The organism is Salegentibacter sp., assembly GCF_041642575.1.
Classification (GTDB): domain Bacteria; phylum Bacteroidota; class Bacteroidia; order Flavobacteriales; family Flavobacteriaceae; genus Salegentibacter.
In genome coordinates, this window is sequence record NZ_JBEPWD010000031.1 from 1 (window position 1) to 13,150 (window position 13,150).

Sequence of the window (13,150 nt, forward strand, 5' to 3'; positions counted from 1 at the left end):
TTTATGGCAGACCTTCTGCCTACAGCCGGCCATATTCCACTGCCGTACGTGATGGGCTATGATACCCGACCGTTGCTCACGCTGCCTGAAAAAGATAAATTTCTAAAGCAGGCTGCCGATCATAATTTTTATCTTTTCCTTGAACATGATGCTCACAACGAAATTATAAGTCTTAAAAACACTGAAAAAGGTGTAAGGCTGGATCAAACTTTTACTTTTAACGAACTTTTTAATTAAGAATAGATTATGAAAATACCCTTGTTAAGGCATGCTCTGATTATTGCAGCGGCCGGAATTATTACAGGTTGCAGCAGTACCTCACCGAAAATAGTTTCTACACCAATTGCTAACATAGATTCAATCCCTTTAAAGATCACAGATCTTTCTGAAACCGAGTTAAAAGGCTGGGGTGGCGCCGATCTTACGACCGATACAATCCCGGGAATGAGCGTAAATCGTGCTTATGAGGAGATTATAAAAAACAATAAAGGTCAAAAAGTTATTGTAGCTGTTTTAGACAGCGGGGTTGATATTGACCATGAAGACCTGCGGAGCGTAATTTGGGTAAACCGGGACGAGATTCCCAACAACGGAAAGGATGACGATAACAATGGTTATGTAGATGATATTCACGGCTGGAATTTTCTTGGCGATGCTGTTGAAGAAAACATGGAATATACCCGGATAATGAAAAGACTTCAGCCTAAATATGAAGGAAAGTCGGCAAGTTCAATAAGTACGGCAGATCGCGCTGAATATATCTATTATCAGGAAGCCAAAGCCGAATACGAAAAAGAGTACAACGAAACTCTTCAGAATAAAAATCAGTATGAACAGATTAAAAAACAACTGGTAGCTGCACATTCTGCGGTATCTTCTCAATTAGGAAAAGAAGATTACACCAATGAAGAATTAAGAGCTTTGGAAACCACAGATCAGCAATTAGCTCAGTATAAAGCAATGCTGCTTCAAATTCAGGATAATGTTAATGAAAACATTCCTGAAGCCCTGGAAGAACTTGATGAAGCCATTGATTATTATGCCGGTAGGATAGATACTCACTTTAACCTTGAGCTGGACGGAAGGGAGCCGGTAGGAGATGACCCGTACGATATTAACGATACCGGATACGGAAATAATGAAGTTGCAGGTCCCGATCCTGAAAAAGAAGATGCAAAACACGGTACTCACGTAGCCGGAATTATTGCTGCCGACAGGGAAAACAACCTGGGAATTAAAGGTGTTGCCAATAATGCAGAAATTATGGTAATAAGGGCTGTTCCTGATGGTGATGAATATGATAAGGATATCGCTCTTGGAATTCGTTACGCCGTAGATAACGGGGCCAAGATCATTAATACAAGCTTTGGTAAATATTTCTCACCGAACCCTGAATGGGTGGAAGACGCTATAAAATATGCTGCCGAAAATGATGTGCTTATCGTTAATGCAGCAGGAAATGAAGGTATAGATCTCGATGAAAAACGGGTATATCCGAATGATCAAACCCCTGAAGATCCAAATGAAATATCCAATAATGTTTTAAGTGTAGGAGCCCTGAATTTCGATTATGGTTCTAAGCTGGTAGCCGGTTTTTCTAACTACGGAAAACTGAATGTTGATGTTTTTGCACCGGGAACTAAGATCTGGTCTACAACGCCAAACAATGAATATGAATATTTACAGGGAACTTCTATGGCAGCTCCGGCTGTTTCAGGAGTAGCGGCGATAATCCGTTCTTTTTTTCCTAAATTAAGTGCCGCACAGGTAAAACAAATTATTATGGATAGTGGTGTAAGCACTAATACTTCCGTTTTAGTAGGGGAAGAGGACAGAAACACTAAAAAGTTCAAGGAACTTTCAGTATCAGGAAATATGGTAAACCTTTATAACGCTCTAATTTTAGCAGCACAAACGAAATAATTAATTATGAAAAAAATCTTTCTAAGTTTAACTTTACTGGCCACCTCTTTAATGGTAGCCCAAAACAATACCAGTTACTGGCAACAACATGCAGATTACAAAATGGAAGTCGACATGAATGTTGAAAACTTCCAGTATACGGGAACCCAGGAACTGGAATACACCAATAATTCTCCCGATACCCTGGACAGGGTATTTTATCATCTTCAATTCAATGCTTTTCAGCCCGGCAGCGAAATGGATGTGCGCTCCCGCACTATCCAGGATCCCGACAGAAGGGTAGGAGACCGTATTTCTAAATTATCTCCTGAACAACAGGGATATTTAAGAGTTTCCAGCCTAACCCAGGATGGAGCAGTGGTTGATTATGAAGAGGTAGGTACTATTCTCGAGGTGGAACTTCAGGAACCTATTCTTCCGGGAGAAAAAACCGTTTTTGAAATGGAATTTAACGGACAGGTGCCAGAGCAGATCAGGAGGTCGGGAAGGAACAGTTCAGAGGATATAGCCCTTTCCATGACGCAATGGTATCCTAAATTAGCCGAATATGATTTTGAAGGCTGGCATGCAGATCCTTATATAGGTCGTGAATTTCATGGCGTATGGGGAGATTTTGATGTTAAACTTACTATCGATAAGAATTACACCGTAGCTGCAACCGGGTATCTTCAGAATGCCGATGAAATTGGTCATGGCTACACAGATGAAGAGGTAGAAGCTGAAGGTGATACCCATACCTGGCACTTTGTTGCTCCAAAGGTTCACGATTTTACCTGGGCTGCAGATCCTGAATATATTCATGATGTAAGAATTGCCGAAGACGGGACTGAACTTCATTTTTTCTACAAAGACAACGAAGAAATCAAAGAAAACTGGAAAGACCTTCAGTCTAAAACAGAGGAACTATTATTGTTTTTCAACGAGAAAATAGGTCCATATCCATGGGATCAATATACCGTTGCACAAGGTGGAGACGGAGGAATGGAATATGCCATGATAACTCTAATAACCGGAGAAAGAAACTTTCAAAGCCTTGTGGGAGTAACTGCTCACGAACTTGCTCACGCCTGGTTTCAACATTTAATGGCTACTAACGAGAGCAAACACGAATGGATGGACGAAGGTTTTACTTCTTACATTTCCAGCGAAGCGATGAACAGAGTTATGCAAACCGATGCTGAGAATCCACATACACGTTCTTACCGCAGTTATCTTCAACTAGCAAATTCAGGTATGGAACAACCGCAAACCACTCACGCCGACCGTTATACTTTGAACGCTGCTTACGGAGCTTCAGCCTATTCTAAAGGTGCAGTTTTTCTCGCGCAATTAGGTTATGTGATAGGCAGGGAAAATCTGGATAAAACGCTAAAACGATATTATGATGATTGGAAATTTAAACATCCAACACCCAATGATTTTATCCGCGTTGCTGAAAAGGTTTCCGGAGCCGAATTAGACTGGTATTTAACCGACTGGACACAAACCACCAACCAAATAGATTACGCGATTAAGAGCGTGGAAGAAGACGGAGAGAATTCAACAAAGATCACTTTGGAGAGAATTGGGGAAATGCCAATGCCAATTGAATTAAGTGTGAGTCTCAAAAACGGAGACCACCAGATTCATTATATTCCACTGCAAATGATGCGATGGGAAAAAGAAGCTGAAACCGAAAACTGGATCCAGGAAAAAGACTGGGCCTGGGCCCACCCAACCTATGAACTTACTGTAGATATCCCTTTAAATGAAATTGAAAGTATTGAAATTGATGATACTCAACTAATGGCAGATGTGAATCGAGCTAATAATGTATATCCTTCAGAGGAACCTGAAACAGAATAAGGAGTTTCTCACTTAATTCTAAAGCCCTTCCTAACCGAGGGGCTTTTTTATTAAATAATTTTTATTTGAAGTCATTCATAATAAAAGCTATCCTTACTTTTGGGGAATGGATGAGCGTTTTGGAAAACAGGATAAATTAAAGAGCAAAAAGCTTATAGAAGATCTGTTTACCCGGGGAAAATCTGTGAAGAAATTTCCCTTGAAATTGGTGTATCTTCCGCTTAAACCTGTTGATGGCCCGCAATTAAAAACCGGCGTTTCAGTACCGAAAAAGCTAGTCAAAACCGCCCCAAAGCGCAACGGGATTAAACGCCTGATGCGTGAAGCTTTCAGAAAAAATAAGTATCTTGTAACCAATGATATAACCGGTTCTTATGCTTTTATGTTTATCTATATTTCAAGAGATAAAACCGATTATGAGAGTTTGAACAAGACAATGATAAAAATCCTGCAAACCTTTGTTGAAAAGGAAAAGCAGGAATAGAAAATTTCTCCCCGGAAGTTTAATTTAACTTATTATGAAAAATAATCTTATAAAAAAGGTCGGAATCCTGGTATTAGGAGCCGGACTTATCTTCAGCACGCTTGGATTTAAATCTGATTTTTTTGAGATAGCCAAGCAGATAGAGATCTTCACAACGCTTTTCAAGGAAATCAATATGAATTATGTTGATGAGACCAATCCGGCCGAACTTATGGATACGGCTATACAGTCTATGCTCGCTGATCTGGATCCATACACCAATTATTGGAACGAACAGGATGTTGAGGCTGCCAAGATCAATAATGCTGGAGAATATACCGGGATTGGAGCCCTGGTCAAAGCCACACCTGAATACATCAAGGTAATTGAACCCTATAAGGATTATCCCGCGGATAAAGCCGGTTTAAAGGCCGGAGACGAAATAATTGAGATTGGGAATATCAAGGTTTCAGATTTTAAAGAAGATGCGAGAGAGCTTTTAAACGGTGCTGCAAATTCCAGTCTTAAAATTACCTTTAACCGCCGCGGAGAAACAAAAACTACCAGTTTAGTGAGAGGTTCAGTAGATCTAAAAGCAGTTCCTTTTTATAAACTTCTCGAGGATAAAACAGGCTATATTGTTTTGTCGCGTTTTAATGCAAGGGCATCTTCAGAAACTTCCAGGGCGCTGAAAGATTTAAAAAATCAAGGTGCAGAAAAGATCATCCTGGACCTAAGGGGAAATCCGGGCGGACTTTTAGGCGAGGCGATAAACGTTAGTAATATTTTTCTACAGAAAGGAGAACTGATCACTACCACAAAATCTGTTATAGAGAAATACAACAAAGAATATTTTACACAAAAAGAACCGTTGGATACTCAAATTCCGTTAGTGGTTATTGTTAACGGCAGAAGTGCTTCTGCAAGTGAAATCGTAGCCGGAGCAATCCAGGATCTGGACAGGGGAGTTGTAGTGGGGGCCAGAAGTTTTGGAAAAGGCCTGGTGCAACGGCCAAAAGAATTAGCTTACGGCACACAACTTAAAGTAACGATTTCACGGTATTATACACCTAGTGGAAGATGTATTCAGGCTTTGGATTACCGCAACAGAGATGAAAAAGGAAAAGCACTTAAGTTTGAAGACTACAACGAATTTACAACCCGAAACGGCCGAAAGATTTATGATGGAGGAGGAATTCTTCCGGATGTAAAACTGGAAACTTCAGAATACAGTGATATTACCAATGCACTATTGTTGGAAGATGCCATTTTCGACTTCGCGACAGATTATTATTATACTCATGAATTGGAAAATCCTGAAGATTTCAGGTTTACTGAGGATGATTTTAAAGACTTCAGCGATTATCTTGAAGAAATAGATTTCAACTATCAGACAAAGACAGAAAAAGAACTGGAAGAAGTGTTAATTGCAGCTAAGGAAGAAGGTTATGAAAAGGATATAATCAGTAATTATAAAGATATTTCAGAAGAGATCAACCAGTTGAAAAAAGAGGAACTTCAGGATAAAAAACCTGAAATAGTTAGTTTGCTTACCGATGAAATTATAAAGCGGTATTTCTACAAAGAGGGACTTTATGAACATTATGTTGAACATAACCCTGAAATTATGGAATCACTCGCAATCCTTAATAATACCAATCGATATTCAGAAATATTAAAATAGTTTATTCCTTAACCATCGCAATGTGCGGAATCCCATCTTCCAGGTATCCTTCACCGGTGGTTTTAAAGTCGTGGGACTTATAGAAATCTATAAGGTATTGTTGTGCCGAAAGTTTTATTTTTTTGGTTTTATATCGCTCTTCAATGGCTTTAATTGAAGCTTTCAGGATTTCATGGCCATAACCGTATTTTCGGTAGTTTTCTTTAACAATCACCCGTCCAATCGAGGCCTCCTCAAAGTAAAATCCTTTATCAAAACAACGGGTATACGCCACGAGAACATCATCTTTATAACCCATAATATGCATTGCTTTTTGGTCTTTACCATCAATATCCTGGTAAACGCAATTCTGTTCTACCACAAAAACCTCAGAACGAAGTTGAAGTATGTCGTATAGCTGAGTTAAACTAAGTTCTTTGAAAGTTTTAATTATTATTTTCATATGTATTTTCTAATCCTGAACTATGAGATCTTTAGAATCACATTTTCCGAATTCGGGTTGAATATTCACGTGATTTATTCCGAATTCATGATAAACAATTTCCTCTATTTCTTCCAGAATTTCATCAAATTTAGATAAAGGTATGTCTACATTAAAATCTACATGCGCTTCCAGATGAGTTTCATCTTCATTTAATTGCCAGACATGTACATGATGAACATTCTTAATTTCAGGGATTTGACAAATTTTAGTAGCTATTTCTTCCAGAGGTAATTCAATGGGCGTGAAAAGCATTAAAACCCTGGTAGAACTTTTTAAGAGATCCCAACCAACTATTATTAAATAGACAGCAATTATCAAGGTTAATAAGCTATCAACCCAATAAAACTGGTAATACTCCATCAACAAACCGCCAATTAAAACAGCTACTGACGCCAGCATATCGGTGAATAAATGTAAATAGGCCGATCGCAGATTCATGTTGTTTTTACTGTCTTTTTTAAGCAGTAAAACACTGAATCCGTTTCCTAAAATTGCAAGAAGTGCGAGCCAGATCACCAGTCCGGAATTAATTTCCTGCGGATTCCTAAACCTATCTATAGCTTCAAAAATAAGTAAGACCGCAATGATAATAAGGGTTGCAGCATTTATAAATGCTGCAATAATTTCGGCTCTTTTATAGCCAAAAGTCCGGTTAAGCGAAGCATCCTTTTTAACCAGTTTATTAGCGATATAACTGATAATCAAAGAAATTACATCACTAAAATTATGCAAGGCATCAGAAAGGAGAGCAAGACTTCCGCTTAGGATTCCACCTACAACCTGGGCCGCGGTAATTCCTATATTGAGGATTATAGATATTAATAAGTTACGTCCGGCGGTTTCCTTTCCATGCGAATGCTTGTGACCCATTATTTATCTACTGGTATTTTATCTATTCTATTTTGGTGTCGGCCTCCTTCAAATTCAGTTTTAAGAAATATGTTAACCATTTCCAGCGCCTGATTTTCTGATACAAACCTGGCAGGAATACTCAGCACATTTGCGTTATTGTGTTCACGCGCGAGCTTTGTAATTTCACCGGTCCAGCAGAGGGCTGATCTTATTCCCTGATGTTTATTTGCTGTCATATTAGCGCCATTTCCGCTACCACAAATAATAATTCCCCAATCTACTTTCTTGTTTTCAACATCGTCGGCAACAGGGTGAATAAAATCAGGATAGTCTACACTTTCATCGGTATCAGTCCCGTAGTTAATAACCTCAATCCCTTTTTGTTTAAGGAGTTCTACCACCTTTTTTTTGTACTGAGTACCGGCGTGATCATTTCCAATTGCGATTTTCATAGTTGTGTGTTTAGAGTTAACAAAGGTAAAAAAACCGCTTATTAACCCCTCAAAAAGCTATTGTTAATTACTTTTTAAAATAGGTTTAGTATCAAGGCTTTAATGTTTACAAGACATTGTGGATAACCTCACATGAGAATCTGAGAAACTTTTTTGGAGATAAGGATTTTAATTTCAATAGCAATTTTTAACTGAGTAAATCAAATTATAAGTCGCTTATTTCTTCTCAAGTTATGAGCAATCAAAATAAGGTTGTGAACAATGTGGAAAGCTATAAATATCCCCAATTGATTTTAAGATATCTTTTTCAACCTTTGTTAAGTAAATCATAAAATAAGAAGATTTTCAGATACTTAGATCCATTTAAACATGTTAATAAGATGTTATCAAAAATCTTATACGAGGAAATCAAATTTTAAGAGAAATATTTGTTCCACAAGTTAACAGCCTATAATAAACATCATTTTAATTTTTAGAAAAAAGAAAAAGAAATAATAGTAATATATAATGTTAACAACTAAACTACCTTTAAATGAGGATTTGTATTTTGAAAATCTTCGATTATCTTTTTTGCCCGGTTAAAATCTTCCTGGTGGACGAGAAGATGTATCCCACCCAAAGCGTTGGAATAAAAAGGTAAGAGGCCTGCCAGAGTTTCATTCTTTTTTAAAAATCTTATACCGGCATCCTCCAGTATCCCTTGTATAATGAGGTATTCATACTGGTAGGTGAAAACAGCGATAAGTAAGTAACCATTCATAAGCCTGCCGTTTAAAAATTAAAATTAATAGTTACAGCTGAAAAGTAAGATTTGTATAAGTATATTCCTGAGAAATAGGAAAACTATAGATCTCAATCTCTGTTTTCTTATTAAGGGAATGATTAATCAGGCTTACATAGATCAATACTCCTATGACAAAAATCAAGAAGAACATCAGTGATATTTTTGTGGGATTATTCATTATAAACCTTTGATTAAATCAAAATTAGGCTAACGAAAACCTTTTTAAGTTAAATCTAATTTAAGTAATTTTTAAGATATTTATAACAAATTGGGTCTATAAGCCAAAAAACACGGGTTTTCCCTAGGTTTTGGAAATCAGTTAAATAAATGATAAAATTGGTGCTAAACCCCGTCTTAACAAAACTTTACATTCAAAACATAATCATATGACTTATAAGCTGTAATTTTATATTTTTAATAATACATATGAATAGAAAGAAGAAAAATACGTCTAAAGTACCGGGAAACCTGGAAAAGAGCATAATTGATATATTACGAAAAGATGGCGGACAAGCCTTTAATTATAAACAAATTGCATCTAAATTAGATGTAAATGATGCCAATAGCCGCAATCAGATCATAAAAAAATTATCACAATTAGCCGCAAAGAAGCAAATTGAAGAGGTGGAACGCGGTAAATTTAAAATAAACGATCATCGGGATTATTACCGCGGAATTATAGATATGACTACTAAAGGTTATGCCTATGTGGTGGTGGAAGAACTCGATGATGATGTTTTTATTTCACAAAATCATTTAAATACCGCTTTCAACGGAGATGAAGTTGAAATATATATCTACAATCGCAGACGAAATAAGAAATCTGAAGGAGAAGTAACCAAAATCCTAAAGCGCAAGCGTACTGAATTTGTTGGGGTTCTTCAACTGAAAAAAGATTTTGGATTTGTGGTTATAGATGATCCTAAAATGTATACCGATGTTTTTGTTCAGAAGAACAAAATGGCCGAAGCACAAAATGGAGATAAAGTTGTTGTTGAAATTGAAGAATGGCCTGAAAAAGCGGATTCTCCCTTCGGAAAGATCAAAAAAGTTTTGGGTACTCCCGGTGAACATCATACCGAGATCCATGCAATTTTAGCCCAATACGGTTTGCCTCACGATTTTCCACCGGAAGTAGAAGAGTTTGCCGATAAAATAGATACTTCGATAAAAGAAGAAGAGATCAAAAAAAGGAGGGATATGCGAGATGTTCTGACTTTTACAATTGATCCCGAAGATGCCAAGGATTTTGATGATGCCTTGAGTTTTCAGAAACTTGAAAACGGAAATTACGAAATAGGAATCCATATTGCCGATGTTGCACATTACGTACAACCTGGAAATATTTTAGATGAAGAAGCTTATGAAAGAGCGACTTCGGTTTACCTGGTAGACCGCGTAGTTCCTATGCTACCTGAAGTACTTTCCAACAATGCATGTTCCCTTAGACCAAACGAAGAAAAATATACTTTTTCAGCAGTTTTTGAGATCGATAAGAATACTAAAATTAAAAAGGAATGGTTTGGAAGAACCGTTACTTATTCTGATGCGCGCTTCGCTTATGAGGAAGCTCAGCATATAATAGAAACTAAAGGAGGAGACATTCCTGCAGAGATTTCTATTCAGGAGGAGGCTTATTCAGTTAAAGATGAAATTGTTGAAGCCGTGACGGTAATGAACGATCTGGCCAAAACTATGCGTTCCAAAAGAATGCGGGAAGGAGCTATTTCCTTTGATAAAGTTGAAGTGAAATTTGAACTGGATGAAGAAAATGAACCAGTAGGAGTTTTCTTTAAAACTTCAAAAGATGCTAATAAGCTTATCGAGGAATTCATGTTGCTGGCTAACAGGAAGGTTGCTGAATTTATTGGAAAACAGAAAGAAAAGAAAACTTTTGTGTATCGTTGTCACGACGAACCGGATGATTCCAAACTGGCTGCTTTGAGCAGTTTAGTTTCAAAATTTGGACATAAACTAAATCTCAAGGATAAAAAATCTGTTAGTTCTTCCCTTAATAATTTATTGGAAAGTGTGCAGGGTACCAAAGAGCAAAACCTTGTTGATACCCTAACCATCCGTACCATGAGCAAAGCCTATTACGGAACCGAAAATATTGGTCATTACGGATTGGCATTTTCTCATTACACTCATTTTACCTCACCAATTCGTAGGTATCCGGATGTTATGGTGCATAGATTATTACAAAGCTATCTTGATCAGGAGCCATCGGCAAAGGAGGATGTATATGACGAAAAATGTCACCACAGCAGTGAGATGGAAAATCTTGCTACAAATGCAGAGCGGGATTCTATTAAGTATATGCAAGTGAAATATATGCAGGATCACGGGGATGAAGAGTTCCTGGGAGTAATTTCAGGAGTAACAGACTGGGGTATTTTCGTGGAAATTATTGAGAATAAATGTGAAGGAATGATTCGACTTCGCGATCTAAGAGACGATCACTACGAATTTGATGAAGAAAATTATGCAGTGGTGGGTCGAAAGACCAAAAAAACTTACCAGTTAGGAGACGAGGTATATGTAGGCGTGAAAAATGCCGACTTGGTTAAAAGACACCTTGATTTCAGACTTATTGGATCTAAAAAAGAGGTGGAAGAAGCTTAATTTAAATTTTAAAGATGAAAAATTTAATACTGGTTTTTGCCCTTCTATTTTCCTGCAGTTTGTTGAGCCAGGAGGAAATTACCCATGAGCTTGAAAGTTTTTCGGAAGTTAAGGTTTATAATGGCTTAAAAGTTAATCTAATCTATGGTGATGAGAATAAAGTTATAGTAACCGGAGATGGTCGTCAGGATGTAAATTTAGAAGTTGAAGAAGGAATTCTAAGAGTAAAAACCAAGCTGGATAATATTTGGAAGGAAAATAATACGGTCATAAATATCCATTTTACTTATTTAAAAAAAATAGATGCCCGGCAGAATTCTTCTGTAGAACTATCTGAAGTTTACAAAACCGAGACGCTGGATCTTATGGCTTCTGAAGGTGGTAATATCTATGCTGAAATCGATGTTGAAAAACTGAATTTAAAAAGCCTTACGGGCGGCGAAGTCGAACTGAAAGGTGCAGCAGATATTCAGGATGTGAAAATTAGAGCAGGAGGGCAGTATTATGCCAGATATTTGGAATCAAACGATATTCATATTAGTATTAGTGCCGGCGGAGTAGCCGATATTTATTCTTCCGGAAGAGTTGATGCTAAAGTAAGAGCTGGCGGTACTGTAAACGTATACGGAGATCCCGAGATTATTGATAAAGACACCCTTTTTGGAGGTAAAGTCAATAGGAAAAACTAAAATCCTACATTTGTAAAATATTCAAAATGTATGTTTCAGGATGTTTTAGCAGCAATTCCACTAGGGTTTTTTCTAGCCTTCCTCCTGGGTCCGGTTTTTTTCGTTTTACTGGAAACAGCAGCTATAAAAGGCTTTAGAGCAGCTTTTTCTTTCGATGTTGGAGTTATAATTGCAGATGTTGTTTTTCTGTTTATTGCTTATTTAAGTACCACAAAACTTCTTAACAGTTTAAAAGATGATCCCGCTTTATTTATTTTTGGCGGAGTGATTCTGGCTACCTACGGCTTGATGAGTTTCGTGCAAACTAAAAAGGTTTTACAACAGGAGGACGAAACCCCCGAGATAAGAAAGCTTAATAAAAGCGATTATATGGGCCTTGCTGTAAAAGGTTTTCTCTTAAATTTTATAAATATAGGGGTTCTGGGATTCTGGCTGGGGCTTATCATTGTATTTGGCCCTAAATTAGAGATGGAAGGAAATCGCATTCTGGTTTTCTTCGGAAGCGTTTTAGCTACTTACCTTATTCTTGATATTTTTAAGATTTTACTCGCTAAAAAATTAAACCGCAAGCTTACCCCTAACAGGATCTACTTTATGAAAAAAGGGATAAGTATCTTTTTGATTATTTTTGGAGCTGTGCTTATAGGTCAGGGGATGTTTCCAAATAAAGTAAATAACATCACAGACCAGATTGAAACAATTACCCCTTCAGATACTCTTTCTGAATAAAATACTATAGAACTTTTTCAGCATAAAAAAAGCCCCTTGAATAAGGAGCTTTTAGAGGCATCGAGCGGATTCGAACCGCTGTACAAGGTTTTGCAGACCTCTGCCTAGCCACTCGGCCACGATGCCGAATTAATCGGTTGGCAAATGTAATAAAATTTTTAGGTTCTAAAACCAATAATTAACGCGATTTGCTTCGGCTAACCGTAACCATCGCTACATTTCCCCCAATGGGCGGATTTATTTTTGAAACATCAACCTTAACTGCCTGGACCATTATTATTTCCTCCAGGATTCTGTTGATGATCCTTTCAGCTACGGTTTCAAGCAGTTTTGAGCGTTTAGACATTTCCTCTTTCACGATTTTGTTTAGATGCACGTAATCTATCGTATCTCCTAAAGAATCGGTTTTAGCCGAATTTGACAGATCACCCTTCACACTTAAGTCTATCCTGTAATCACTTCCAATTTTACCTTCTTCATCCAGGCAACCGTGATATGCGAAAACCCTTATATTTTTCAGTTTAATTTTTCCCACTTGTTATTTTTCTCAAAGATAAGAAGTCCTGAAGAAGTTGAAAGAATCAAATTGAAGATTGCATCTTAGATTCACCTTAATTTTA

13 protein-coding genes, 1 tRNA gene and 1 pseudogene are annotated in these 13,150 nt (G+C 37.3%); 8 read left to right on the forward strand and 7 right to left on the reverse strand.

All coding sequences use genetic code 11. From position 1 onward, the window contains the following. The 5 genes and pseudogenes from ACESK1_RS06860 to ACESK1_RS06880 form a co-directional block, all read left to right on the forward strand. Positions 1–237, forward strand: a pseudogene (locus tag ACESK1_RS06860) (MBL fold metallo-hydrolase); the annotation flags it as partial. 9 nt (positions 238–246) lie between these two features. Then, a complete protein-coding gene (locus tag ACESK1_RS06865; RefSeq protein WP_372919267.1) occupies positions 247–1,923 on the forward strand; it encodes a S8 family peptidase in 1,677 nt (558 codons plus the stop codon). 6 nt (positions 1,924–1,929) lie between these two features. Further along, positions 1,930–3,768 (forward strand): M1 family metallopeptidase, encoded by a 1,839-nt coding sequence (locus ACESK1_RS06870; RefSeq protein ID WP_372919269.1) that lies wholly within the window; start codon positions 1,930–1,932, stop codon positions 3,766–3,768. Positions 3,769–3,874: 106 nt separating this feature from the next. Next, a complete protein-coding gene (gene rnpA / locus ACESK1_RS06875; protein ID WP_372919271.1) occupies positions 3,875–4,252 on the forward strand; it encodes a ribonuclease P protein component in 378 nt (125 codons plus the stop codon). A gap of 34 nt (positions 4,253–4,286) precedes the next feature. Next, positions 4,287–5,915, forward strand: coding sequence for a S41 family peptidase (locus ACESK1_RS06880; RefSeq protein WP_372919273.1), 1,629 nt, complete (start codon positions 4,287–4,289; stop codon positions 5,913–5,915). 1 nt (position 5,916) lies between these two features. On the opposite strand, the gene ACESK1_RS06885 is transcribed toward ACESK1_RS06880, so the two are convergent. The 5 genes from ACESK1_RS06885 to ACESK1_RS06905 form a co-directional block, all read right to left on the reverse strand. Further along, entirely contained in the window at positions 5,917–6,357 is a 441-nt protein-coding gene (locus ACESK1_RS06885; RefSeq protein ID WP_372919275.1) for a GNAT family N-acetyltransferase, read from the reverse strand. Positions 6,358–6,366: 9 nt separating this feature from the next. Beyond that, positions 6,367–7,269, reverse strand: coding sequence for a cation diffusion facilitator family transporter (locus ACESK1_RS06890; RefSeq protein WP_372919277.1), 903 nt, complete (start codon positions 7,267–7,269; stop codon positions 6,367–6,369). Continuing rightward, positions 7,269–7,703: a ribose 5-phosphate isomerase B gene (gene rpiB / locus ACESK1_RS06895; RefSeq protein WP_372919279.1), complete on the reverse strand. Its 435-nt coding sequence runs from the start codon at positions 7,701–7,703 to the stop codon at positions 7,269–7,271. The genes ACESK1_RS06890 and rpiB overlap by 1 nt, the downstream gene beginning before the upstream one ends. A gap of 517 nt (positions 7,704–8,220) precedes the next feature. Then, positions 8,221–8,463, reverse strand: a complete 243-nt coding sequence (locus tag ACESK1_RS06900; RefSeq protein WP_372919281.1) for a putative signal transducing protein — start codon at positions 8,461–8,463, stop codon at positions 8,221–8,223. Positions 8,464–8,494: 31 nt separating this feature from the next. After that, positions 8,495–8,638 (reverse strand): hypothetical protein, encoded by a 144-nt coding sequence (locus ACESK1_RS06905; RefSeq protein WP_372919283.1) that lies wholly within the window; start codon positions 8,636–8,638, stop codon positions 8,495–8,497. Positions 8,639–8,913: 275 nt separating this feature from the next. On the opposite strand from ACESK1_RS06905, the gene rnr reads away from it, so the two are divergent. Genes rnr through ACESK1_RS06920 form a run of 3 tightly spaced genes read left to right on the forward strand, consistent with a single transcriptional unit; the run spans position 8,914 to position 12,530 of the window. Next, on the forward strand, positions 8,914–11,112 hold the full coding sequence (rnr, locus tag ACESK1_RS06910; protein ID WP_372919285.1) for a ribonuclease R: 2,199 nt from the start codon (positions 8,914–8,916) through the stop codon (positions 11,110–11,112). Positions 11,113–11,126: 14 nt separating this feature from the next. Beyond that, positions 11,127–11,801, forward strand: coding sequence for a head GIN domain-containing protein (locus ACESK1_RS06915; RefSeq protein WP_372919287.1), 675 nt, complete (start codon positions 11,127–11,129; stop codon positions 11,799–11,801). Positions 11,802–11,831: 30 nt separating this feature from the next. After that, complete coding sequence (locus tag ACESK1_RS06920; RefSeq protein ID WP_372919289.1) at positions 11,832–12,530, forward strand: LysE family translocator; 699 nt, start codon at positions 11,832–11,834, stop codon at positions 12,528–12,530. Between the two features lie 55 nt (positions 12,531–12,585). Here ACESK1_RS06920 and ACESK1_RS06925 read toward each other — a convergent pair. Next, positions 12,586–12,656: transfer RNA gene (locus ACESK1_RS06925), tRNA-Cys, on the reverse strand. Positions 12,657–12,708: 52 nt separating this feature from the next. Then, a complete protein-coding gene (gene folB / locus ACESK1_RS06930) occupies positions 12,709–13,065 on the reverse strand; it encodes a dihydroneopterin aldolase (protein ID WP_372919291.1) in 357 nt (118 codons plus the stop codon). Positions 13,066–13,150: the final 85 nt, after the last annotated feature.